The sequence below is a fragment of the Halobacteriovorax sp. GB3 genome (assembly GCF_028649655.1).
Taxonomy (GTDB): domain Bacteria; phylum Bdellovibrionota; class Bacteriovoracia; order Bacteriovoracales; family Bacteriovoracaceae; genus BSW11-IV.
The window spans coordinates 194,330-217,107 of record NZ_JAQSLN010000003.1; the positions used below are offsets into that span (position 1 = coordinate 194,330).

The 22,778-nt window shown below is 39.3% G+C and carries 22 protein-coding genes and 1 riboswitch; of the genes, 7 read left to right on the plus strand and 15 right to left on the minus strand.

Annotation, left to right across the window (positions count from 1 at the left end):
* The first annotated feature begins 182 nt into the window (after positions 1–182).
* On the plus strand, positions 183–578 hold the full coding sequence (locus HBN50_RS07105; RefSeq protein WP_273868908.1) for a response regulator: 396 nt from the start codon (positions 183–185) through the stop codon (positions 576–578).
* 1 nt (position 579) lies between these two features.
* On the opposite strand, the gene HBN50_RS07110 is transcribed toward HBN50_RS07105, so the two are convergent.
* Together HBN50_RS07110 and HBN50_RS07115 are read right to left on the minus strand one after the other, a co-directional pair.
* On the minus strand, positions 580–1,533 hold the full coding sequence (locus tag HBN50_RS07110; RefSeq protein ID WP_273868909.1) for a tyrosine-type recombinase/integrase: 954 nt from the start codon (positions 1,531–1,533) through the stop codon (positions 580–582).
* Between the two features lie 84 nt (positions 1,534–1,617).
* Positions 1,618–2,688, minus strand: coding sequence for an acyl-CoA desaturase (locus tag HBN50_RS07115; protein ID WP_273868910.1), 1,071 nt, complete (start codon positions 2,686–2,688; stop codon positions 1,618–1,620).
* A gap of 168 nt (positions 2,689–2,856) precedes the next feature.
* Between HBN50_RS07115 and HBN50_RS07120 the strand changes: the two genes are divergently transcribed.
* Complete coding sequence (locus HBN50_RS07120) at positions 2,857–3,285, plus strand: hypothetical protein (protein ID WP_273868911.1); 429 nt, start codon at positions 2,857–2,859, stop codon at positions 3,283–3,285.
* A 7-nt stretch (positions 3,286–3,292) separates the two neighbouring features.
* The gene (locus HBN50_RS07125; RefSeq protein WP_273868912.1) at positions 3,293–4,630 is read left to right on the plus strand and encodes a hypothetical protein; all 1,338 of its coding nucleotides are present in this window, start codon (positions 3,293–3,295) and stop codon (positions 4,628–4,630) included.
* Here the strand turns inward: HBN50_RS07125 and HBN50_RS07130 are convergent.
* Both HBN50_RS07130 and HBN50_RS07135 read right to left on the minus strand, forming a co-directional pair.
* On the minus strand, positions 4,627–5,430 hold the full coding sequence (locus HBN50_RS07130; RefSeq protein WP_273868913.1) for a tRNA threonylcarbamoyladenosine dehydratase: 804 nt from the start codon (positions 5,428–5,430) through the stop codon (positions 4,627–4,629). The genes HBN50_RS07125 and HBN50_RS07130 overlap by 4 nt on opposite strands.
* 40 nt (positions 5,431–5,470) lie before the next feature.
* Positions 5,471–6,568, minus strand: coding sequence for a succinylglutamate desuccinylase/aspartoacylase domain-containing protein (locus HBN50_RS07135; RefSeq protein ID WP_273868914.1), 1,098 nt, complete (start codon positions 6,566–6,568; stop codon positions 5,471–5,473).
* 104 nt (positions 6,569–6,672) lie between these two features.
* On the opposite strand from HBN50_RS07135, the gene HBN50_RS07140 reads away from it, so the two are divergent.
* Both HBN50_RS07140 and HBN50_RS07145 read left to right on the plus strand, forming a co-directional pair.
* Positions 6,673–8,106, plus strand: coding sequence for a hypothetical protein (locus tag HBN50_RS07140; protein WP_273868915.1), 1,434 nt, complete (start codon positions 6,673–6,675; stop codon positions 8,104–8,106).
* A gap of 55 nt (positions 8,107–8,161) precedes the next feature.
* On the plus strand, positions 8,162–9,310 hold the full coding sequence (locus HBN50_RS07145) for a hypothetical protein (RefSeq protein WP_273868916.1): 1,149 nt from the start codon (positions 8,162–8,164) through the stop codon (positions 9,308–9,310).
* On the opposite strand, the gene HBN50_RS07150 is transcribed toward HBN50_RS07145, so the two are convergent.
* From HBN50_RS07150 to lysC, 5 genes are read right to left on the minus strand one after another with little or no spacing between them, the layout of a single operon-like run.
* Positions 9,307–10,512, minus strand: coding sequence for a PLP-dependent decarboxylase (locus HBN50_RS07150; RefSeq protein ID WP_273868917.1), 1,206 nt, complete (start codon positions 10,510–10,512; stop codon positions 9,307–9,309). The genes HBN50_RS07145 and HBN50_RS07150 overlap by 4 nt on opposite strands.
* 27 nt (positions 10,513–10,539) lie before the next feature.
* Positions 10,540–11,304, minus strand: a complete 765-nt coding sequence (locus HBN50_RS07155) for a 2,3,4,5-tetrahydropyridine-2,6-dicarboxylate N-succinyltransferase (protein ID WP_273868918.1) — start codon at positions 11,302–11,304, stop codon at positions 10,540–10,542.
* 14 nt (positions 11,305–11,318) lie between these two features.
* Positions 11,319–12,200 (minus strand): 4-hydroxy-tetrahydrodipicolinate synthase, encoded by an 882-nt coding sequence (gene dapA / locus HBN50_RS07160; RefSeq protein WP_273868919.1) that lies wholly within the window; start codon positions 12,198–12,200, stop codon positions 11,319–11,321.
* A 13-nt stretch (positions 12,201–12,213) separates the two neighbouring features.
* Entirely contained in the window at positions 12,214–12,879 is a 666-nt protein-coding gene (locus HBN50_RS07165; protein ID WP_273868920.1) for a 4-hydroxy-tetrahydrodipicolinate reductase, read from the minus strand.
* Positions 12,876–14,228 carry a lysine-sensitive aspartokinase 3 gene (gene lysC / locus HBN50_RS07170; protein ID WP_273868921.1) on the minus strand — a complete coding sequence of 451 codons (1,353 nt, stop codon included), beginning with the start codon at positions 14,226–14,228 and terminating at the stop codon, positions 12,876–12,878. The genes HBN50_RS07165 and lysC overlap by 4 nt, the downstream gene beginning before the upstream one ends.
* 93 nt (positions 14,229–14,321) lie before the next feature.
* Positions 14,322–14,495, minus strand: a riboswitch (Lysine riboswitch).
* An 82-nt stretch (positions 14,496–14,577) separates the two neighbouring features.
* Between lysC and asd the strand changes: the two genes are divergently transcribed.
* Entirely contained in the window at positions 14,578–15,687 is a 1,110-nt protein-coding gene (gene asd / locus HBN50_RS07175; protein ID WP_273868922.1) for an aspartate-semialdehyde dehydrogenase, read from the plus strand.
* A 32-nt stretch (positions 15,688–15,719) separates the two neighbouring features.
* Here asd and HBN50_RS07180 read toward each other — a convergent pair whose 3' ends face one another.
* The gene (locus tag HBN50_RS07180; protein ID WP_273868923.1) at positions 15,720–16,448 is read right to left on the minus strand and encodes an iron-containing redox enzyme family protein; all 729 of its coding nucleotides are present in this window, start codon (positions 16,446–16,448) and stop codon (positions 15,720–15,722) included.
* Positions 16,426–17,142 (minus strand): N-acyl amino acid synthase FeeM domain-containing protein, encoded by a 717-nt coding sequence (locus HBN50_RS07185; RefSeq protein ID WP_273868924.1) that lies wholly within the window; start codon positions 17,140–17,142, stop codon positions 16,426–16,428. Before HBN50_RS07185 ends, HBN50_RS07180 begins: the two co-directional genes overlap by 23 nt.
* A 236-nt stretch (positions 17,143–17,378) precedes the next feature.
* On the opposite strand from HBN50_RS07185, the gene HBN50_RS07190 reads away from it, so the two are divergent.
* Entirely contained in the window at positions 17,379–18,089 is a 711-nt protein-coding gene (locus tag HBN50_RS07190) for a hypothetical protein (protein WP_273868925.1), read from the plus strand.
* A 20-nt stretch (positions 18,090–18,109) separates the two neighbouring features.
* Here HBN50_RS07190 and HBN50_RS07195 read toward each other — a convergent pair whose 3' ends face one another.
* The 4 genes from HBN50_RS07195 to HBN50_RS07210 form a co-directional block, all read right to left on the minus strand.
* On the minus strand, positions 18,110–19,000 hold the full coding sequence (locus tag HBN50_RS07195; RefSeq protein ID WP_273868926.1) for a hypothetical protein: 891 nt from the start codon (positions 18,998–19,000) through the stop codon (positions 18,110–18,112).
* A 93-nt stretch (positions 19,001–19,093) separates the two neighbouring features.
* The gene (locus tag HBN50_RS07200) at positions 19,094–19,846 is read right to left on the minus strand and encodes a DUF4423 domain-containing protein (RefSeq protein WP_273868927.1); all 753 of its coding nucleotides are present in this window, start codon (positions 19,844–19,846) and stop codon (positions 19,094–19,096) included.
* Between the two features lie 49 nt (positions 19,847–19,895).
* On the minus strand, positions 19,896–21,230 hold the full coding sequence (locus HBN50_RS07205; RefSeq protein ID WP_273868928.1) for a sensor histidine kinase: 1,335 nt from the start codon (positions 21,228–21,230) through the stop codon (positions 19,896–19,898).
* A gap of 158 nt (positions 21,231–21,388) precedes the next feature.
* On the minus strand, positions 21,389–22,696 hold the full coding sequence (locus HBN50_RS07210; RefSeq protein WP_273868930.1) for a cytochrome-c peroxidase: 1,308 nt from the start codon (positions 22,694–22,696) through the stop codon (positions 21,389–21,391).
* Between the last annotated feature and the right edge of the window lie 82 nt (positions 22,697–22,778).

A 22,778-nucleotide genomic window follows, 5' to 3' on the forward strand; every position in this document is an offset into this window, starting at 1 on the left:
GTTTTTGCTATTCGCTCCGCGTCTTTTGCAGTGTGTTTACACAAGATATAGGGCCATGACATGTAGCGTGAGCCACTATATCTAGTGGCTAAAGACAATATTAAGACTAAACTGACATAAATCATTAATAAAAAGGCGAAAAAATCCGTAAAGATAAGCAGGCCCAAATTGAGGAGTAACCAATGGCGCAATTGGATTTAATAATTGTTGATGATGATAAGTTTATGGGGAAGGTTTTTTCCTCAATGCTCAGTGGATATGAAATAAATTATGAATTCTATTCAGACTCTACTGAGGCCCTCAGTGCTATTTTGGAGCATCGTCCAAAGTGCGTTCTACTCGATTACAATATGCCGGGAATGAACGGGCAGGATTTAATAGTAAAATTGAGTGAAAATCATATTTTCCAGCATTCAAGTATTTTTCTCATTACAGCAGATGCTTTGAGTGAAATGGATAAAATGCGAATGATGACCCTGGGTTTTGAAAAGCTCATTGATAAGAATGTTCTTAAGAAAGAAACTTTCTTAGAGGCCATAAGCGATGTTCTCGGAGAGATTAAAAAGCTTGTGGCCTAAGTTAGAAGTCGAGCTTTACGACAGGTGAGTCAGTGATTTTCTTTCTTCTCTTGTCGTATTCTTGAGTCGTTTTAACAGATGCGTGGTTGACTTCTTGGGCCACGGTATAAATATCAACACCTATTTCTAATAGTTCACTAATGAATGTCGCTCTTGCAGAGTGTGGACTTACTTTGAAGTTAATTCCAATTTTTTTAGCGTATTTTTGAATGATCTCATTGATCGTTTTTGGATTGAGTGGCTTGTTGAGATTCTCTGGATTGCTCGGGTTTTTAGTTGGCTGAAAGAGCCAGTCGTTGAGATCGTGCTCTCTTTCTTTGTCGATCATCCATTGTTTATATTCTTCTATGGCATTGATACAACTTGGGTGGAGTAGTTTTTGTCCAAGCTTTCCACCTTTCCCACGATATTGAATAATCTTGTTACCATCTAAGTCTTTATAGTTTTTTACGCGAAGGTTTAAGATCTCGCTCTTTCTGAGACCCGTTGTAAAAAAAGTCAAAAGAAGGGCCTTATGAAGTGGTCCTGAGTTGTTTTTACTATCAATAGCTAAAAGCATCTCTCGCACCTGTTCACCGGAGAGGGCGTTGGTAGGAGTCATGACTTCTGTACGTGGTCTTTTAACACTTGTGACAGGGTTAAAGTCACACTGTCCCTTTTCTACTAGGAAATGGAAGTAACTTGAGAGGGCCGCCAATTTTCGCCCTATCGTTTTTGGTGCACAGGGCTCGCCGTCTCGTCCACCAACTTCAGCTAGAAAGTTCCTATAGCGTATGATGTGGATGCGCTCGATTTCTTGGTAAGACTTTAAGGGGTAGTTATCGCTGAGCCATTCTAAAAATTGCGCCATATCTCGACGATAATTATCGCGAGTATGGAGTGAGGTGAAGTTGTCGAAAAATTCATCGTACAGATGAAAGCGCTCTTGAGAGCTTTCTTTGAGTGCATGGCCCATATGTTTATTATGACAGGGAGGATCGAGGCAGTGGAGGAGGAAAAAAGCTCCGCTAGGCTAAGCGGAGCAATATTTTGGTCTATTTTAAGCGCATGCCGTCTTGGCGAGCGTGATCATATTGTAAAATGAGTGAGAGAGTTCTCTCATTTCACCTAAAAGTTCGTCCTTAAGTGCCCATTCGTTATTTCGACGTAGTCTTTTCTGATCTTGTAGATTCTTTTTAATTTGTTCAAAGAGTGCGTGAGCTTTTTCAATCATTGTTTGATCGAGTTCTAGTTGTTCGAGCTTTTCCATCTGAACGCGAAATTTTGCTAGTTCAATATCTTCCTCGGCAATGACTTTGAGTCCCTTTGCTAGGTTGAACTTTGAGAGCGTATAGATGAGCCATTTCGTTGGATCGAAGTGGTACCAACGTATGCCATTTCTGTAATCTGTTTGAAATGTGTGGTGAAAGTTATGGTATCCCTCTCCGTAAGTAAAGAAGGCCATAAGCCAACTGTCTTTAGCAGAGTGTTCTAGGGAATAAGGCTGGTTTCCAACCATATGGCAAAGGGAATTGATGAAGAAAGTGGCATGATGAACAAAGACCACTCTTGCAAGTCCAGCTATGGCAAAACCGTAGAGAAAGCTTCCAAGCAAGGCCCCGAGAAGTCCCGGGAGGATAAGGCCAAAAAAGGCACACAGTAGGAGATAGTATTTGTGTTGCCACATGATAAGGCGATCACTTGTCAGATCTTTTGGATAGAGGTTGGCGTACTTTGGATTTTCTTTTAAGAGAACCCAGCCCATGTGAGCGTAGAAGAAGCCCTCGTTGATATTGTATGGGTCTACTTCTGTATCAACATTTCCGTGATGGCGACGGTGATCGGCAGACCACTTTAAGGCAGAATTTTGAAAAGTTGCTGCTCCAAAAATTAGGAAAAACAAACGAACAGGCCATGATGCCTTGTAGGCCCTGTGCGAGAAGAGGCGATGGTAGCCGGCCGTGATAGAGAGACCAGTTATAAAATAATAAACGATTGCCAGTAATAGTTGTTGCCACTGAAGCCCCTCTGTTGCCAGAACATAGCCGCCAAGACCTAGGGCGAGTAGTGGTGTTGACACAAGAAATGTTGTGTTAACAGGACTTAAGTTTTTAAAATGATATCTTTCCATGATGACTCCTTACAAAGACTAGAGTATCAGGCCGAAGATCAAATAAATGTAAAACTAATGTAAAAGCGTTGTTGTTTCGCAGATTCCTCTGTTAATTGTAACTAGTGAAAAATATTTCCCAAGTTAATTTTTCTTTAACCCCAGACGATAAGCTTTTAAAATAGAGGCATGAAGAAAAATAGAATGATGCTTATTTCTAAAGAGTCGAGCCGTGAATATGTTGTTTTTCATAATTTAACGAGTAGTTCCTCTTGTTTTAATTACGAAAACAATCGACTAAGGCAACTTGATGAAACGAGCTTTTCACTTATTTGCCCTAAAAATATGTGCGCCTTAGGTCACGAACTAGAATTTCATTTTTTTGAACAGAATAAGCGCTTGGAGCTCATGAAGAAGATGCCTGAAAACAGGGTTCTTCTTTCTGCGAATATGATGGTCACTGGTAAAGTCGAAAGTATACACAAGGTAGATGAGCAGTTAGTTGAATTGAATATCTCACTTTTACTCTACGATAAAAATCAGTGGGACACTTACTATAAGAAGTATGGATGGAAACAAGAGAAGGTAAATTACCTTTTTGATAAATTTAAAATATAGGTTGGCAATGGACGAAAAAAGCATCGCTCAGATTAAAAAGTATGTGAAAGGAAAGAAATTTCTTATTGTCGATAACTCAAGTGTCGGTAAGGCCTCTATTAAAAAGATGCTTTCACAAACCGCGGTTTCGAAATCAAATATTTTAGGCGCTAATAATTTTGAAGATGCTAAAGAGATTGTAAAAAATCAAAAGCCAGAGTGGATCTTTTGCAATTATATGATTGGAGGGGAGAGTTATGAAGAGCTTCTTTCACTTCATTTAAAATTGAGACCAGAGCGCATTACTTCAGGCTTTATTTTACTCTCTGAAAATAACTCTCTCGAAATTTCCGTTCATGTCGCTCAGTCTCAAGTAGATAAGCTCGTTCTAGTTCCTTTTACCGTTGTTAGTTTGCAGCAAGAATTTTTAAAAGTTATGCTGCCTAAAGCGAATCCTACGCCGTATCAGGTACACGTAGAACTTGGTAAGCAATATTTTTATACTGACCCAGATAAGGCCCTCAGTTATTTTGATAAGGCCAAAAGACTTGAAAAAGGACCAACGGCTGCCTGTTATTATGAAGGAATGCTTTATTTAAAAGAGAAGTCACTTGAAAAGGCTAGAAGTTGTTTTGAAGAGGGGCTCAAGTATCAGCCTCTTCACTATCAATGTTTAAGTGAGCTTTTTCAAATTATGGTGAAATTAGATGAAAAGCATAAGGCCTATAAACTCGCTCGTTGCTTGATTGATCATTATCCAGTGAATCCAGAATTACTTCCAACATTGACGTGGCTATCTGTGGCCTGCGCTGAATATGATGATATTTTCGAGTATCACAGTGCTTTTAAGCAAGTCGTAAACCCAGATAAGGATATGAAAAATTATATCGCTGCTTCAATGGCAATTTACGGTAAGAAAGTTATCAAAGATAAGTTTAAAGAAGAGAAAGAGACTTCTAGTGAGCTTTACTCTAAGGCCCTTGAAGTAATTGAACGCGCAAGTGAAATTTGCGATGGTAAACCGCTTATTTATGCCTCACTTGTGGAGGCCCTTAAAGAAGCGCGTGAAATTGAACTTCTCGATCGCATTCTCTCTAAAGCACTCTCTCAATTTCCTGAGTCCCGAGAGATTCGTATCCTCGAGGTTTTAGTGAGTGATTTGCAAGCAACAGCGGCCGAGGGACTAAAGCTTGTACAAGATACGATTCAACAAGGTCTTAAATCCCCTGAACTCTATGAAGTTCTCATTAAGCGGTCCATTGAAATGAATTTGGCCAAGCAAAAAGTTGAAGAGCACTATGAGAAGGCCTGTCGTGATTTTCCTGATAAGAGAAACTCTTTTGAAGAACTTATTTCAGAGATTTAATTAAAAATTGGATTTTTTGTGATTTTTGAGACGACGTAAGAGACGGCAAAAAAAGCAAAACTCCCCGTGACAAAACTTGCGCTTCCAAATCCTGTTTGGCAATCGAGCCTTGTGGACTCCCCTTGAATTGGTTTATGGCATGTTCCACCAGCTGGGTCAGGGTAGACGGCCCTTTCGTAGCTAAAGACACAAGGGACTTTGAAATTTCTATTTCTAGAAAAACCATGATCTTGGCGAAGTTTTTTTCTTATTCGTTGTAAGAGTTTGTCGTTATAGGACTTAGAGAGATCATCGATTTTAATGCGGGTAGGATCGACTCTTCCTCCTGCTCCACCACAAACGATTAAGGGAATATCGTGTTCTTTACAGTCTAAAATTAGTTGAATTTTTTCTTCAAATGAATCGATACAATCGATGATGTAATCATAGCGATGAGAAAGTATTTCGTTGGAATTTTTCTTAGAATAGAAAGATTGAATCTCTTGTATTTCACACTGGGGATTAATCTCTAGAATCCTCTTTTTCATGACCTCAGTTTTCATTTGGCCAACACTAGAGCTAAGAGCGTGAACTTGTCTGTTGATATTGCTCTGGCAAAGATCATCAAGATCAATCATGGTGATTTTTCCAACACCACTTCTTGCCAAGGATTCACATACCCAAGATCCAACACCACCGATTCCAACGACTGCTACATGGGAACTCTTGAGAAGATCCCACTCTTTTTGACCAACAAGTCTTCCAATTCCGCCGAAGCGAAAGTCGTATTGGTCATTATTTATTTGGTCGTTATCTTTCATAGTCCTTCATTTAATGGATTCAAGCATCAAAGACAAGGGCCTATTGATAATTTTCCATAACTTGATAGAGTTCCATACCTTTTCTGATATTTCCAGAGGTCGTATGATTGATGATTAGGCAGTCTTTTTTAGCTTTATGCTCTTCAAGGAGGCGCTCAGGATCTTCAAAGCTTAAAATACTAAATAAGATTTCCCCTTTTTTGACCTCTTGTCCAGGTTTTGCATGATACTCAACAAGGCCACCTTTTGGCGCATAGTAGGTCTTATAATCCGAAAGTAGGCAAGCTTTTGGAGTTTCTAAAATAAGATGCTCTTCAAGCGGATTCTCGCTAATGATCTCTCTTTTTAAAAGATAATGCATAATTTTTGCGGCCTGCTTTAGTGCAAGCTTTGTATTGATAACTTCTTCGCTTCCAAGTTCCAATGTGTAAGACTCAAATGGAATGTCGTAAGTTTTACCAGAATTTTCGAGGGCCTTTTTAAGGTGAACCCATGGCATGAAACTCGCTTCATCCATGGCCATTCCAAATTCATTGGGTATGATGAGATGATGAGGGAAGTTGAGGTCTTTTGATTTTTCTGTGAGATACTCAGCAACATAGAGGTAGTCACAAGCAATAGGTCCTGTATGCAGATCTAATACATAATCAGCTCTAGCTGCTATCTTTTGTAAATGTAAGTTGAGAAAAGCATTTTCATTTTCACCGTACTCTTTGAGTGCAAATAGTTTTTGATCAATGGCCTTTTCTAGGTATGCCTTAAATTGCTCTTTATCAAAATCTTTTTTTGCAAATTGATCGAGAGATTGGTTAGCGAAAATATCTTTGTAGAGACGATTCCAATTATCTCCAGTCACCGAATTAAAGCGCCCTAGAGTCCATGTACCCATTTTAGTAATGGCGGCGAGGGGGTTGGCCTGAGGTAGGAGAGTGATGTTTCCACGAACGATATCAGGGTTTGCTTTAAGAGTAACGAGGATATGGTAAATGACGGCATTACCTTGAATCTCTGCCCCATGAACATTGGCCTGAATAAAGGCCGATTGATCGCTCTTGTGACCTTCAAAATGAAAGAGGCGAAGCTCTAGTGGATTTGCATTTCCTTGTTGTCCGATTGTGATCGTTTCTAATTTCATCATGAATAATACCTTTGGAATAATCACCTATGTGCTAACTTATTGGTTTTTATAGAAATCTTAAGAAAATTTTTAAAATTGAGTATTAGAGTCCGATAAGCCTTTTGATGAAAAAGCTATATCTACGACATTCACTACTTCTTACTTTCCTAGTCTTTAGTTTACCAAGTTATGGGCTAATCCTCTACCAAGATAAGGTCGGAAAGAGTAAAAATACTCTCAGCTACGATCGTCATACAGGGGAGTACCTTTGGCAAGAAGGCAAGAAAAAGACCTACTTTAAGCGCCATCGCTATAGAGACGTTTTAAAGAAGGCCACTTATCTAAGTGCCAACGACTACTCAAAACTCAAAAAGAGTCTCATTCGTCACTCGCGCTTTGAACATTCGAGTGCACCAACTTCTGAGGATCTCTTTCTTACTGCCCTTGCGATGAAAGAAGAGGCGTTTTCAACACTCTCTCCTAAAGTGAGTGATGATTGCTTTAGAGATCGAAAAAAGAAAAAGTCGGCTGCTCCTGAGTTTCGCTTTAAGCCGTATATGAGTGAAGTGAAAGATGAAGTTGGAGAGGCGCTCTTTAAATTAAAGATGAATGATGAAGGTTTTTTTAGTCTTGGAGAGTTAACGAAATTAAAAGTAGAGTTGATGACTTCAAATGATAACTTCCTTCATGGAATGGCCAATGAGCAAAACCTTGGCCTTGTAAAAAATGGAAAGGGCATAGAAGGTGATGATCGAGGTTGTACCTTCGCTATTTCAACAGGAGTTGAAGCCGAATTTGAAAAGGGAGGACTTGCCCTTAGAAGTTACTCAAAGGGGTGTTCTCGTTTAGCACCACAAAAATCTTATATCACTATCGCTGGTAGGCCCTTTGAAATTGAAAAAAGAAGAGATGATAAAGGGAGAGTTTATCAGGAGTTTATCTCTGTTGATGGGCTTGAACTTGAAGTTAAAAAAACCATCTCTGGAAAAGTCTATGGGAAAGTTCTTGCTAGGCGTGAAGTATTAGATGATCAAGGGGGCCTTGCTAAGGTGATGCAAGAAAATTGGCACTCACTAAGTGATAAGGCCGTTCAGTATAATTACGTAGATCATATGGATAAAAGTGTTCGCTATTCATCTGAGGTTCGTTTAGGAACAAATTTTGAAGTCTTAAAAACGGAAAATATTCGTGTTGCTGGAAATGCTGAAGTTGGAAAGAATTTCACTAGTGGGGCAGATGATGATAATTATCTTCGCGCTAAAGCAACGATGAAGGCCCAGTACTTAAATGAAAACCAAAGAGGAGAGAAGTTTCCTTCGTGGGAAGCGAAGCTTGTCGTTCAAGGAAAAAAATATGTAGACGATGTCACCGATCGGTCTATCCGCTTTGATGTCACAAAAAGATATAGCGTAACAAGAAATGGTTATGTTTTTTTTACCGCTGGGGTCTCTGATGATACCGATCGTTTGGCCGTTGATTATTCGCAAGAAGAAATCAATCGCAACGGTGAGATGGATCTACAGCATCATCTAGGGGGAGGGTTCGAGTATCGTTGGTAAGACTCTACTTCTTATTTTCCTAGGTCTAAGCTTCAATTGTTTCGCTAATGATCTTATGAAAACGCTCTTTGATAAAGAGGGGTTTCGCGTTCGTTATAATACGGAAGATAGACTTTATATCGTTGAAAAAGATGGAAAAATTGAGCGCTATCCAAGACATCTTGCAAGTCGACTGCTCTTTAGGCACCAGTTTGATACAACACTTGAGACCTATGAAGAATTTAAAAAAATTCTAAATAATCACAATAAAATCTTAAACCTTGTTGAACCCACTGATGAAGAATTGATTGCAGAGGCCTTTGATTTTAAAGATACGGCCATGCGCTATTTGAGTGAAGCAAAAAATCCTTGTGATTATAAGACAAGACAATATGGAAAAGGTGATCTTTTAAACTTAAAACTTGAAAATACTTCACCTCTTAATGATGCCATGAATTCTTTGGCCGAGATGTTAACGATGAAAGAAGATGGTTATGCCTCTGTAAAGAAAACGTTTAAAGATAAAATGAATATCATTACTGATGAAAATGGTGAAGCGACTGTGATTAAATTTGGTGGTGGTCAGTATAAGACAGTTATTGAATCCGTTGGTGGTGAGAATAAGCGCACAAGACAGACTGTTGAAATAGACGGCGCGAAGTTTGAAATTAGACTCTCTGAAGATAAAGATGACTTCTATATCAAAGTTGTCGGTAAAGAAGGGGTTAATAATCAATATGGAGCGATCGCTAAAAAAGCGGCCAGCGCAATTACAGATGAAGTTTCCAGTGAGTCGGTGGATGATTTAGAATTTGCAACAGAAGTTAACTTTGGTAATCGATTTCATATATATCGAGATCATAATTCTTCTTTTACTTCAAATATCTCTCTTGGAAGAGAGTTTGGTGTCTATGGAACAAGCTCTGGCTATGTACGTATGAAGGGGGACCTTCGCTATAAGTATGTCGATCGCCACATTGATGGTAAAGATGTCTCATCATTTGAAGTGGCCTTGTTTTACGATAAAATTGACTACGATGCCGGTGGTAGTACGACTCCGCGAGGAATCGAATTTGTACGTCGATATCGTGTAAATGATAAGACAGACCTTTTTATATCTGCTTCACACAGTAAGGTGGCCCCTTTAACAAAGGCCGATGAGGATCACCGCGAAGAGCTCGTATGGGACGAGATGATCTTTATTGGAATTGAGTCAAAATTCTAAACGAGCCAGTCAGTGCTTGTTTTTATCGGTCTTGGCGTCATGAGATCCCCATTGTAAAGGACAACTTCTGCTGGTAGATTGTGGCATAGAAAGAAAGGCATTGCCTCTGTAAAGCCATAAGCTCCCGTTTGAGAGAAGACAAGCCAATCACCTTCATTGATATCATTTGGCAGTTGAAAAGTTCCAAGTTTATCGATGGCCGTACAAAGTGGACCGTGCACTTGAAAAGAACTTTTTTCGGCATCAGAATCACGAAACATCTCACAAGGAAAGTCCTGATCTACTAAGGCCGGACGAGCAATATGGTTAATCCCACCATCAGTGACAAGAATCTCTTTTCCACGAACCGTTTTTCTATCGATAACTTGAGTTAGATAGTGGCCACAAGTTCCTACGGCGTAGCGACCAAGTTCCATCCAAACCTTTTTCAACCCGTGTTTTTCTTTGATTTTTGTGAGCGTGACACTGACATCTTTAAAATCGAGAGGGGAGTCACCTTTTTCATAGCAGATTCCAAGGCCTCCACCAAGATCTAAGATATTGAGTGGAATTTTCATTGTCTTAGCAAGTTCAACCATTTCTTTTGAAATTTTATCCCAGATGGTCTCAAGCCTACTAAGATCGAGAATATTTCCCCACTGAAAGACATGGAACCCTTGAAAATCGAGATTTTTAGTTTTTTCAAAATCTAGCTTTAGCCACTCTTTTTGATCGAGACCAAAAGGAGTAATGGCATCTCCACCTAGAACAGAGGAACCTTCATCCCAATCCAGTTGTACGCGAAGAAGTACCTTTGGTCTCGCTCCTAGTTCTCCAGCGATTTCACTAAGCCAATAGGCCTGATTGAGTGATTCTAAGACGACGACATTAACTTCATTATTAATCATGGAGCGAAGATAATTTCTCGCTTTTGATGGACCAGTTGAAAGGATGTCCTCTGGCTCAACTCCTGCTTGCAGAACTTGGTTAAGTTCTCCTTGGGAGGCGACATCGATTCCAAAGTTGAGGTTTCGAAATATTTTTAAAATAGAAGACAAAGGATTGGCCTTACAAGCATACCAAAGTTTTACATCTGGATCTTTCACGCTATCCATATAAGTGAGGCGTGATTTGAGATGATCGAGATCGTAGAAGAAGAAACTAGAATCTAGTCTTTTAATCACGCGCTCAAGTCTCTTTTTATGCTCAATTGTAAGGGCCATGCCTTTGTCCTTTCTCGTAATTAGAATCTATCTAAGAAATTCTTCTAGCTCTAGTGATTCGTTTGATTTTTCGTCTCTATATTTTACGATCATCGCACAATTCATTGTAAGCCCCATCTCTTTTGCCCATCCAAGCTTGTCATTGACAGGACGAGAACCAGGGACAACGATAGCATTTTCAGGAATTGGCTCACCAACTTCTAATTTTCTCTCGTTTACACAGTCATAAACAGGAACACCTTTAGAAAGAATAACACCAGGAGCAATAACGGCTCCTTTTAAAACTTGAATTCCTTCAACGATAACGGCACCTGCACCAATGAAAGCATTATCTTCAATAATAACTGGAGCAAGACCTACGGGCTCAAGAACTCCACCAATTTGAACACCGGCCGAAAGGTGAACGTTTTTACCAATCTGCGCGCACGAACCTACAAGAGCGTGTGAATCGACCATTGTTCCCTCGTCAACATAGGCGCCAATATTGATATAGGCCGGAGGCATGATGATAACTCCGCTTGAAACATAAGCTCCACGACGAACGCTTGATCCACCTGGAACGAGGCGAACACCATCATTTGGTGTAAAGTTTCTTGGGGCCATATTGTGCTTGTCTACAAAACCAGGGTAGTGATTATCACCCATATCAACATTTGTTCCATCTTTGAAAGCTGCAAGAATAGCTTTTTTAGCATCAACATTTGCAACCCATTTTCCATCGACTTTATTAGCGGCACGAACTTCGCCTTTTTCCATAAGATCGAGAACTTCTTTCCAATTTAAATCACTCATTTTTATTCCTTTTGTTACATTAAGTTTTTATACCAATTTCTAATTTGCTCACTCGCCTTTAGGAGAGGCTCAACTGATTGAAGATCACGAGCATCGAGAGGTGAGCGCATTGTATTTGTTTTAATCGTTTTCTCACTGGCCATTAGGGCCTTCACTGGAACTGGGTTTGAAGCCAGAAAAAGTGTGTTTGAACAATCACTCCAAAGAGCGGCTTCTTTTAAAGTTCCATCTAGGCATTTTTTGACAAAGAGATTCGTCTCTTTTGGCCATGCATTTGATGCTACTGAAACAAGTCCAGAAGCTCCAAGCGGTGAAAAGTCAGGAAGAAGGGCATCATCACCTGAATAAACCATGGTCTTAGGGGCCGCTTCAACGTAGCTTTTAAATTTTTCAACTGAACCTGAGGCCTCTTTAATTGCCCATAAATTTTTATGATCATTTAATCTTTTAACGGCATTGATATTAAGCTCTCCACCAGTTCTTCCCGGAACATTGTAGAGCATAACTGGCTTTGTCGATGCATCCATGAGAGTTTTAAACCACTCATACTGACCATGTTCACCTGGTTTAGCATAAAGTGGGCTTACCATTAGGTAGGCATCAAGTTTTAATGTTTCAAGGTATTGAACCCATTTTAACGTGCTTTTAAGGTTGATTCCACCGACACCACACATGAGTGGGGCCTTCAAATTCAGTGAGAGGGCAAAGTCTAAAATCTTTTTTGACTCGTCCTCATCGAGGTTAAGGGCCTCTCCTGTTGAACCTAAAATAAGAATTCCATTTCCCGCTTGCTCTTGCTCGCGAAGAACTTTTTCATATGAATCATAATCAATTGTTTGATCTTCATTCATTGGACTAATAACCGCTGTCCATAGGGCGTAGTCTTTTACATTCATTCGTTATCCTTGGTTAACTTAAAAGTTCTTTTAGTGTTATTTCTTGAAAGTCATAGAGTCCAACTTCTAGCTCTAGGACTTTCTTTGTGGCCCAAAGGGCACCTTCGGCGAAAATCTTTCTATCGAGGGCCTCGTGGCGAAGTGTGATCTTTTCTGTTTGAGTTTCAAAGGTGAGAGTGTGATCTCCAACGACATCTCCAATTCGATCGGAGGTAATCTCAAAATCTTCACCAGTCCAATCTCTCCATGTGATTGCTGTTCCCGATGGAGCGTCAAGCTTCTTTGTATGGTGGACTTCATGAATATTAAATGAGTAATCAGAAAAAAGTTTATGAGCATTACTCATTGTTTTAATCATTTGTTGAACGAGATTCATTCCTAGCGAAAAATTGGTCGCATAAACCCATGGTGCCTTAAGATCATTTTTAAAATCTTCTTCCCAAGAAAATCCTGTTGAGCCAGTAACTACGGGGATTCCTGAGCTTTTTAAAGTTTCACGATACTCTAAAAATGCATCACCTGGCAAAAAGGAGAGAATCACATCATGTCCTTTAAGAGAATCGATCGTGATAGGGGTTTTTGAATCAAAGATACTAACTTCTATTGGAAGAGATTTTTGTTCAATGAGTTCTATGACTTTAGATCCCGTTTTTCCTTTACCTAAGAGGGCGAGTTTCATGCGATAAATTCCTTGTGTAGCTTTTCAATACATTCACTGGCCTTGTCATTGGCAACGAGAAAGCAGAAATTATGCTTACTAGCGCCAAGACAGATCATTCGCACATTAATATCGCCAAGAGCGTTAAAGATACGAGCGGCAAGACCTGGTGTGTGGTTAATATTATTACCGATTAGAGACACAAGGGAAAGTTCCCCTTCGATTTTTACTTCTCCAAGAGCACTGAGCTCTTCGAAAAGTGTTTTATTGAGTAGCGTCGAATCATCGACAGTAAGGGAAACGGAAATTTCAGATGTGGTAATGGAATCGACACTAACGCGGTGGTTATTAAAAATTTTAAAAATCTCAAATAAGAATCCATGAGTGTGAAGCATCTTTGGCGTCGAAAGAGTAATGAGACTTTGAGCCTCTCTTTTTGCCATAGCGCGAATGAGTGGGGCTTCACTCGTGGATTTCTTTATCCATGTTCCAGGCGCATCGGGCTCATAGCTAGAGCCGACGAAGACTTGAACATTGGCGCGAAGGGCCGGTGTAAGTGTTGTCGGATGGAGGATCTTCGCGCCAAATGTTGCAAGTTCAGCTGCTTCTTGAAAAGTGATCTCGCCAAGAAGTTTTGCTTCTTTAACTATTCTGGGATCAGTCGTCGCAATACCTGCAACGTCAGTCCAAATTTGTAATGTCCTTGCTCTTAATCCCTCAGCAAGTAGAGCCGCTGAATAATCAGAGCCGCCGCGTCCAAGAGTTGTGGTTTCACCATCTTTTGTAGAGCCGATAAAACCTTGTGTGACAAAGATGACATCATTTGAGATCTCACCAAGGTGAAGATCACATAATTCTTTAATCTCATCAATTTGGGCACTCGCTCTATTGAAGCGATCATCGGTTCTAAGAACTTTTCGAACATCGAGTAGTCTAACATCTTTATTCTCGCTATGGACTTCCTTCATTGCATAAGTAAAGAGAAGTGAGCTCATTCTCTCTCCAAGGGATTGAAGTCCATCAAAGGCCTTTGGAGTGAGATCGCGAAGCAGGCTTACGCCCTTAGAGAGCGTTTCCAGTTCATTATAAAGAGTTTCTAGTTGCTCTCTAACAGATTCATAGCAATTTAAATCAGAGGCAATATCATTGTGTTTCGTTTTAATTTTTTCAATAAGCTCAGCACACTCGTCCCACTGGCCTTTAGAGGCAAGGTTTGAAATTTGAATGAGCTGGTTTGTGGTTCCATAGGTTGCTGAGACAACGACGAGATTGGCCTTTTGGTCAAAGCTCACCTTTGCGCTTCTTCTCATACAAGTTGCATCGGCCATAGATGAGCCACCAAATTTAGCGACAATTAAATCATTAGACATATGGATCTCCCTTTTCAATTAGAAAACAATTTTATTTGTCCATGAATGGGAGAGGTTTTTTTGAGGCGTAAGCTTAATTAAAGCTTATTTGATGACCCCCAAAGTTCTCCACATGTTCATGTGACAGTCCTAGGGATTCAGCCCTAGTAACCAACAAATTTTCTTTCAGTGTAGAAAACCGTTTCGGCATCTTCTCCCGTTACTTGAAATCATTGATTCACTGAAATCTTAATCAAGCTATCTGAAAGATGCACCTCTTTGGTCTGATTATGATAAGAGAAACAGGGGTGCTTGACAAGGACGAAACTCTGAATCACCCTAGTTTCAGATCATTTTTATAGGAGATCGAATGAAAAAAGTTGGTATTATTGGATGGCGTGGGATGGTTGGTTCCGTGCTCATGGAGCGAATGAGGGCCGAAAAGGACTTCGATGTCATCGATCCTTATTTTTTTACAACGTCACAAGCTGGTCAATTAGGACCGAAGGTGAATGGAAAACAAGGTCCATTAAAAGACGCTAAAAATCTTTCTGACTTACAAGAAATGGATATTATCATCTCTTGCCAAGGGGGAGATTATACAAAGTCCGTTTACGCTGATTTGAGATCTTCTGGTTGGCAAGGTTATTGGATTGATGCTGCCTCGACTTTAAGAATGAACGAAGATGCGCTGATTGTTTTAGATCCTGTAAATAAGGCGGTTATGGAGCGAGGAATTGATCGCGGAATTAAAACCTTTGCAGGTGGAAATTGCACAGTTTCATTGCAGCTCATGGCCATTGGATCTCTCTTTGAAAATAATCTTGTCGAATGGGTAAGTAGCATGACTTATCAGGCCGCCTCTGGTGGAGGGGCAAGACATATGAGAGAGCTCATTAAGCAATTTGAAATCTTAGGACTCTCAGTCAAAGATTTAAATGATAACCCAGCTTCAAATATTCACGAAATAGAAAGCAAAGTAACAGAGCTTTTACGTACGAAAAACTTACCAACGGATCAATTTGGAGTACCACTAGCAGGATCACTCATTCCATGGATCGATTCACAATTAGATAACGGTCAATCGCGCGAAGAGTGGAAAGGCATGAGCGAGACAAATAAAATCCTAGGACTTGATAAAGCTTCTGAGATTCCAGTCGATGGAACTTGTGTTCGTATCGGGGCCCTTCGCTGTCACTCGCAGGCCTTTACTATTAAGCTCAAAGAAAAAGTAGATATCAAAAGGGTAGAAGAGCTCATTGCCAATTACACTGAATGGACTGAGTTTGTTCCTAACGATAAAGAAATCACTATGGAAAAATTAACTCCTAGTTATGTGACAGGAACGATGAAAATTCCTGTGGGGAGAGTTCGCAAGATGAATCTTGGCGATGATTTTCTCAATGTCTTTACCGTTGGTGATCAACTTCTTTGGGGAGCTGCTGAGCCTCTTCGAAGAACAATGAGAATGTTATTATAAAAAATGAGGGCCAAATTTATGGCCCTTTTTTTTTATTGAAGTGATCCTCGCTCCATAGCGAAGCTTTCTTTTTTCTGATTCATGGCCTGTTCAAACAGAACATCTCCCTTGGCGATGGCATCGCTAACCATGTCAGAATAAAGCTTGGCAGTAACTTCAATTGCATATTTTACTTCTTCTAAATCATCTGTCGTTTGTACTAATTCTCTAATATATCCTTGCATCATCTTGATATGTCCTTGATCAATTGTATGGTGATCAAAGATAAAACTCATGGCCTCTTTTGAGACACCAACTTTTTCAAGGGCCTCCATATAGTCTTTACCAAAATGCGTCGGCATATATTCGAGGTGAAAAAGATAACCTAAATAACCAACAGGATTTCTAAATTGAATTTGGTAAAAGGCATAAGATAAAAGCGCTGTCGTCGAATTTGATGGCCTTGAACTTGGAATGTGCTCAGTTTCAAAACCTAATGCTTTCATATCATTAAGAGCAAGTTGGTCGTGACCAATCTCACTAATAGCGTGACGATAGAACGGTTTAATTTGAGTTCTTTGATGACCTCTAAAGAAAGCCGTAGCAAAGGTTTGAATCTGAGGATTTTCACGCGTGTGGTGAAAAATTTGCTCTAAAATACAAGCATAGTGAATTGATGTGATTTCTTTATTTAATATTCTACTGAAGCCCTTTGAAGTATTAACCTCTTTCATGACTTCTTCCCAGTGACTGTAGATCTTATTGAACATTGAATTTTCCATTAATCTGCTCCTTAGTGTTTTGATGATTGAATATGTTGATTGATTGAATGTCTTGGTATTCTTTTAGAATTTTAAAAAACGGAGAACGAATCGATTGCAGATAACGTTCATTAAAATTTTCTAAAAGCATGATGTGTATATTTCCAAATTCAGGATGATTAGCATCTCTGGTTTTTACAAAGCCATACTTGCTGAAAAAGCTAAGTATCGGATCGTTACAATCGAGTAAGCTATGTGTGATCTTCTCATGTAGAGAGTAACGATAAACTTCATTCATTAGCTTTAAAGTCGTCGAGAGCACTCGAGATTTCTTGTCTGTTATGATTTTACTTGTGTAGCAGCAGTTGTTTTGACTTAAGTGATTAATGAAACTGTAGTTGAAAAGATCTTCATAGGGATAGTCTTGACCTTTTTCTAGTTTATTTAGTCTTACAGTGCCAATCATTTTATTGTCTTTAAACACACCAAGAATATAAGGATTAAGATGATCCCATTCGTCGATGATCATTTTTCTTTCATGATCGACATGCTTAAGGCCTTGTCTATCCATTTGCTCGATATAGACAAAATAGCGAAAGCGAAAAACGGTTTCTAATTCTTCTTTCGATTGCATTAAGTAGACCTCGTTATCTTTGTAATAACTCTGTGGCTTACTTGTTAAGTGATCGTCGTTTGAGTTGATTAATACTGACAAAAGAGCCTCCCTCTTAAAATTTCACTTAAAAAAATAAGCAGGGAAATTTTCAATGGCCATGAAACGCAGGCCATAAGTGTTCCTTGAAAATAAGGAGCAATTTATCTCAAGAAAAATTGATCTAGCTCTCTTGTGGCCGATATTATTGGTAGCATTTCCTTAGAAACAAGGGGTTAAAGTATTGATATTTTATTTACGATAGGTAGATGAGTGAAACCTGTTTGATAATGGTATTTATGAAAATCTTAATCCCTTTTCTTTTTATCCTGTCTTTTTCTACTTTGGCCTTAAGGGCCACTGAGGATTTAAGATTTCAAGATGAGCAGCTAAAAGAGATAGAAGTATTTGCCAATTGCCAAAAGAAAGTTCAAACGCTAAATCCATCTTTAAAAGAACTCTATTCTTTCTATTCTAAATTTTACGATCGTGTTGAAAAGTATGAAGAAAAGCTTCTTGCTGACAATAAAATTTCCTACGATAAAATCGTCACACTCAAAGTAAAAAAACTCGCTCTTCAAAAAAAGCTCATGCACTTGCAAAGTTTAAAAAAATACGTGGCCCCTTCAAGAAATCCCCTGGATAAGTATGGCGCGAGACGTCCGGCCTATGATGTCGACGAAGGTGGCGACGATGATCGCATTGCGGGCAATCGTTATAGAAAAGTTGGTCCGCAAGATAAGTACGGAGCAAGACGCCCGGCCTATGATCTCGATGAAGGTGGAGACGATGATCGCATTGCGGGCAATCGTTATAGAAAAGTTAGTCCGCAAGATAAGTACGGCGCGAGACGCCCAGCTTATGATGTTGATGAAGGCGGAGATGATGATCGAAGAGCTCCAGCAAGTGAAGGAGGCCTTATACTTGCTTCAAACAGAGGGTATGTGGACCCATTAACTCTTGGAATTCCCCTTCATGAACAAGAGCAAATAAAACTTCTTTTTCGCTAAATTCATTTCAAACTGGCTAACTATCCTGGTGCTGACTTAATTAAATGTTCATTATGATAGTCCATATAAATATTTAAATGCTCCTCTAATTTCTTCGGGTCTTTTGTCGTACACCAAGACTTTCTTACAAGTCTATTAATAGAGTATCGAAGCATGGCGTAAGTATGATTCAAAGAAAAAAGAGGGTCAAACTTTAGTCGTTTTAGCTCTCCTTGCCCCACGACACAACCTCTTCCACCTTTATATTGTTTATGAATTGCCTGTGGAAAATTTAAAGAAATTGCCTTTGGATATAGAGGGTGCTCATCTGTTTCAAAAATGACATCTTTGGTTACGATAGGCTTTAATTTAAAAAGCATTTCATTTAATTTTTTAAAATGTTCGCTTTTACGCTTTCCATATTTCTTTCGAGATTTCTCTGCGAGGTGTCCAAATGCAGGAATTCTAGCGACTTCTATCGCAAGGATTCTCCTTGTTAAAGGACATACCGCGATTGAAGCACTTAAAGGTTTTAGTTTTGTATGCTCAATTGTTATCAAGTCATCAAACTGAACTTTGGAAAGAGGATTCTTTTCTAACTGTTTGAGTCGCTTTTCTTGTCTTTTCTTTGCTTTTTTCGAGTGAAACTCAATTTTTCTCTCTACCGTTTTTCTCGAAGTTTTCAGCAAGAGCGCAATTCTTCTAATTGAAGTATTTGAACAATAGTGTTTGTAAACATCGTTATTAAGCCGTCTTTTATTTTGATGTTTTGCTAGTGAAAATGTCGCTGAAGAAAACCTCGTCTTACAAATCTTACATTTGTATCGCTGAATAATTCGAGAATCGGAGGATCTTTTGAATGTTCCATCCTTAACGATGAAAGTGCGTTTTTTGTGATAATTACAGTTTTGATTGGGGCAGCCGTGTTTCATGCTACATAATATGCAAAAGCTATATAATGAAATGACTATAGACTGTTGAAATAATGGAACTTTATAAACCTAATGATCAATAATTTAACACCATTATTGATCGCCAGTTTTAAATGGATTTAAAGAGAGGCATAGTAAATGAGGTTTTTCATTACCTTGTAATTCACTTTCATCAATTTTTTGTATGACTGAGAGCCTGAATTTTTCAAAATCTTCTTTTATCTTAGCAATATCATTTTTTGAAACCTTAACAATTGATGCAGAATGAATACGCTCTTGTTTTGGAATTTCGCGAATCGCATTTTTTGAAAGATCAAAGCATGACTCTATATAAGTCGTTCTCTTATCTTTATCTTTGAAAAGAAGTTTTCCATGTTTAGCTTCACAAAGAGAATAAGAACTCATTTCATCAATGATGACCCGAACGAACTCTCCTTCAACTAAATCAAGAAGTAGGCCCTCAAGCGTTTTAAGATCAAATGGAGCGTGTTTCTTTAATTCGATTAGGCTCATGGGTTTATGATCAAGAAGCGTCAGTGTGGCCATATGAAAGGGTGATAGCTCAAATTGCTCGTCAATAAGAACCTCGTTGAGAGTGGCCCTTCCTTTTCTTTTATTTTCTTCGATTTTAACAATGAGCTGATACTCTCTATCAGTAAGTTCTATTTTCTGGTGAACTTGATCGAGAGTCTTTTGAGAAATGGCACTTTCTTTGTTTAAGATTTCACTGAGACGGCCTGAACTTAGGCCTAAATCTCTTGCAAATGAGCGAAGGGAGTAGTTGCTATTTCTTTCGAAACGCTTCTGATACTCTCTTTTTAAGGCCGTGGTTAAGGTTATTTCCATAACTATTCATAAACCTTATTTACTTTGACTGAAAGTGTTTTGATAAAATTTACTCAGATTTTTGAAAGGCCAATTTGAAAGTACTACCAGTTGGGCCAATATTTTCATTTTCGTTTGTTTCAACGTCTATATCTGCCCCGTAGAGATCGAGGTAGAATTTTACGATTGGCATACCAAAGCCCGTTCCTTTTTCGCCACCTGTTCCAGAACGAGATGTCGTGACATCGTGGCGAAAGAGATTTTTCAAAATCTCATGAGGAATTCCAATTCCGTAATCTTTAATTTCAAGCTTGATTTGCTCGTCTTCTTCCTTAAAGTTGAACTCGATATCAGCACCCTTTGGTGAGAACTTGATGGCATTTGTTAGGATGTTTGTTATGACGCTGTTTTTGAGAGAAGTTCTCTCTGATTTTACAAAGTAGTGCTCTTTATCTTGCGCTATTTTGACTTGAATTTGCTTTTGTGTGGCGAGGTCTTGGTGATTTGTGAGGGCCTCTTGAACGACTTCTAGAAGATCCACTTTTTCAATGGCCACTTCCAATTTTCCATTTTCAAAGGCCTGCAAAGAACGAACTGAATGGATTAATTGCTCCATATTCAAAGTGATTTCACCCATCTTTGAAAAGAGGTCCTTCTTTTGATCTTCACTCATTTTCTCATATTTGCGATCTATTTTAAAAAGACTCATCTTCATGGCAAATAGTGGATTTGTTAAGTCGTGCGATAGAACAGCTAAAAGAGAGCGATTTTTCTCATTGAGTTTAAAGAGTTCTAATCGTTGTTGATCCGAAGTGATGATGGCCTCATTTTTTTGCTTAACAAAGACCCTTGAGACAAAATAAAAAGTAACAAAACAAAAGACGATGGACACACTATCAAAAACGTAGATTTCTTCTCTTGAAAAGACATCGGGTATAACCGTATAGGCCTTAGGAAAGAGATAGGCCGCGAGCATGAGAAGCGAGACAATAATCCCCGTAAAAAATCCTAGAAACTCTCCAAGCAGCATAACACCAAAAATAGAAAAACATGGCATCCACATGAGATTTGTAAAAAGAAGCTCCGGAGCATAAAGCTGCTGGAATGAAAGAAGCATGCCTAGAGTTAAGATAAAGAGAATTGCTGAACGAGAATATTGACCGTCTCTTTTGTAGGAAAAGAGGTTGATCGTAAAGATGGCGACACTAACAATTTGAGCAATAGCAACGCGGTGATTTTCATTAACAATATTTAGGAGAAAAAAGACTAAAAGGACTATGGAAGCAATGATTTGACTGGCCGAAAGAATGGCATAATTGGATCTTTCTAAGACATCACTTGATTGTTTCGCCGAGTCCGGAGAAAACCAATGCGCGAGAGCTCTTATGGAGTCAGTTATCTTCATGAATTATCACTTCTTCTTTAATAGATTAAGTTACTTAAAAATTGAAACATCGACCTTTTAATATTTTATAGCAACTCCAGATAGAATGATATCTGTTTAGCATAAAGTTTTCTTAATTTATATCCTGTAGCTTAAGTAAATTCGAAGAATAAGTGACTCTAGCGTTCTAAAAAACTCTCATCAGTTAAGGCCTCTTTTAAAAAGACCAGAAGATCCTCTCTTTCATCACTATTAAGACGAATCGCTCTTGAGCGCAGGGCCGGATGAGCGGTGTCTTTTTTTCTAAAGAGTCGATAAGGAGCCGTTTCAACATAGAGAGCTTTCAAATAGTAGTCCTGATACTGATTATTCATCTCTTTGCCCTTATATTGATCGAGGGCCTTAACTCCAGACTCATAATGATTGAGTACTTCCTCTAGGCTAAGATAGGCCCCAGAATGAAAATACGGCGCAGTTAGGGCGACATTTCGAAGAGCGGGCGTTCTAAATTTGTAGAGGTCAGCAGGCTTTTTTGTGATTTCAAATCGTCCTTGATCATTTTTGTGAATATCAAAACCTTCACCAACTCCAGGAGCGGCCACATTTTGAAAACTAAATTCACTCAAGTGTGCTCCTCTGTGACAGAGAACGCAACGGCCTCTTTCAACAAAGACGAGGGCCCCTCTTTTTTGCTTATAGCTCATGGCCTTTAGATCTCCACGAAGATAGCGATCCCATGGGGTATTGTTGGCCAGAAAGTAGTAGCTTTGAAACTCTGCGAGAGCATTAGCAAGGTGAGCAATATTGATAGACTCACTTGCAAAGGCAGCTTTGATGAGATCTTTATAATCGGCTGAATTTATAATTCTTTGAACAATCAAATTCCACACTTCGCGATCACTCTTTGCATTAGCAAGATCATTTTCACCAGGGAGTCCTCTCATCTCCTCATGGGAAAGAAGTGGAAAGAGGGCCTGAGCGGCCAGTGCACCAGATAAAGCATCACTAATCTCATAGTCTTCAGGGTAATCACCATTTAGACCGGCAGATGGGGTCTCATAAATATAAAGCCTTGGGATAAATTCAACTCTTCCATCCCAAAAGAAGCGATTGACATTAAGGCCGACATTAAAAAGCGCAGGTGTGTGGCGAGAGAGCAGTTGAGAATCTTTTTTCTGAATAGGCATCTCATGGGGGTCACTGCCATAGGCCCCTTGACCTAGACCAAGTGGCAGGGCATCGGCCGAGCCTCTTTTTGGGTCGTGACAGTGGGCGCAGCTTATATTTTTATTGCCACTTAAAAGGGGATCAAAAAAGAGCTTTTTTCCAAGAGCATAGAGCTCCTGGTTCTTATCCCTTTCTAGATCCAGCGCTTCGAATTGAAATTGGCGAATATAGCGCTCTAGTTTCTTGTCTGCTTCCAGCTCTGTGGCGCTAGAAGTAATGAAAATTAAAGAACTTAGGGCAGCGATAGCTAAATGAATCATATGGATAGGCATAGGTGTCATCTCATTGTCGTCGTTGGGCGCTCATTATGCTCAAATTTTCTTTACATGACAATGGCCCATC

Bases quoted from the DNA above. Each gene is read 5' to 3' on its own strand.
- HBN50_RS07105 (WP_273868908.1), top strand. From the start codon at position 183: ATGGCGCAATTGGATTTAATAATTGTTGATGATGATAAGTTTATGGGG.
- HBN50_RS07200 (WP_273868927.1), bottom strand. From the start codon at position 19,846: ATGGAAATAACCTTAACCACGGCCTTAAAAAGAGAGTATCAGAAGCGT.
- HBN50_RS07210 (WP_273868930.1), bottom strand. From the start codon at position 22,696: ATGATTCATTTAGCTATCGCTGCCCTAAGTTCTTTAATTTTCATTACT.
- dapA (WP_273868919.1), bottom strand. From the start codon at position 12,200: ATGAATGTAAAAGACTACGCCCTATGGACAGCGGTTATTAGTCCAATG.
- HBN50_RS07135 (WP_273868914.1), bottom strand. From the start codon at position 6,568: ATGATGAAATTAGAAACGATCACAATCGGACAACAAGGAAATGCAAAT.
- HBN50_RS07150 (WP_273868917.1), bottom strand. From the start codon at position 10,512: ATGGCCCTTACAATTGAGCATAAAAAGAGACTTGAGCGCGTGATTAAA.
- asd (WP_273868922.1), top strand. From the start codon at position 14,578: ATGAAAAAAGTTGGTATTATTGGATGGCGTGGGATGGTTGGTTCCGTG.
- HBN50_RS07155 (WP_273868918.1), bottom strand. From the start codon at position 11,304: ATGAGTGATTTAAATTGGAAAGAAGTTCTCGATCTTATGGAAAAAGGC.
- HBN50_RS07120 (WP_273868911.1), top strand. From the start codon at position 2,857: ATGAAGAAAAATAGAATGATGCTTATTTCTAAAGAGTCGAGCCGTGAA.
- HBN50_RS07110 (WP_273868909.1), bottom strand. From the start codon at position 1,533: ATGGGCCATGCACTCAAAGAAAGCTCTCAAGAGCGCTTTCATCTGTAC.
- lysC (WP_273868921.1), bottom strand. From the start codon at position 14,228: ATGTCTAATGATTTAATTGTCGCTAAATTTGGTGGCTCATCTATGGCC.
- HBN50_RS07190 (WP_273868925.1), top strand. From the start codon at position 17,379: ATGAAAATCTTAATCCCTTTTCTTTTTATCCTGTCTTTTTCTACTTTG.
- HBN50_RS07145 (WP_273868916.1), top strand. From the start codon at position 8,162: ATGAAAACGCTCTTTGATAAAGAGGGGTTTCGCGTTCGTTATAATACG.
- HBN50_RS07195 (WP_273868926.1), bottom strand. From the start codon at position 19,000: ATGAAACACGGCTGCCCCAATCAAAACTGTAATTATCACAAAAAACGC.
- HBN50_RS07180 (WP_273868923.1), bottom strand. From the start codon at position 16,448: ATGGAAAATTCAATGTTCAATAAGATCTACAGTCACTGGGAAGAAGTC.
- HBN50_RS07205 (WP_273868928.1), bottom strand. From the start codon at position 21,230: ATGAAGATAACTGACTCCATAAGAGCTCTCGCGCATTGGTTTTCTCCG.
- HBN50_RS07125 (WP_273868912.1), top strand. From the start codon at position 3,293: ATGGACGAAAAAAGCATCGCTCAGATTAAAAAGTATGTGAAAGGAAAG.
- HBN50_RS07165 (WP_273868920.1), bottom strand. From the start codon at position 12,879: ATGAAACTCGCCCTCTTAGGTAAAGGAAAAACGGGATCTAAAGTCATA.
- HBN50_RS07115 (WP_273868910.1), bottom strand. From the start codon at position 2,688: ATGGAAAGATATCATTTTAAAAACTTAAGTCCTGTTAACACAACATTT.
- HBN50_RS07130 (WP_273868913.1), bottom strand. From the start codon at position 5,430: ATGAAAGATAACGACCAAATAAATAATGACCAATACGACTTTCGCTTC.
- HBN50_RS07140 (WP_273868915.1), top strand. From the start codon at position 6,673: ATGAAAAAGCTATATCTACGACATTCACTACTTCTTACTTTCCTAGTC.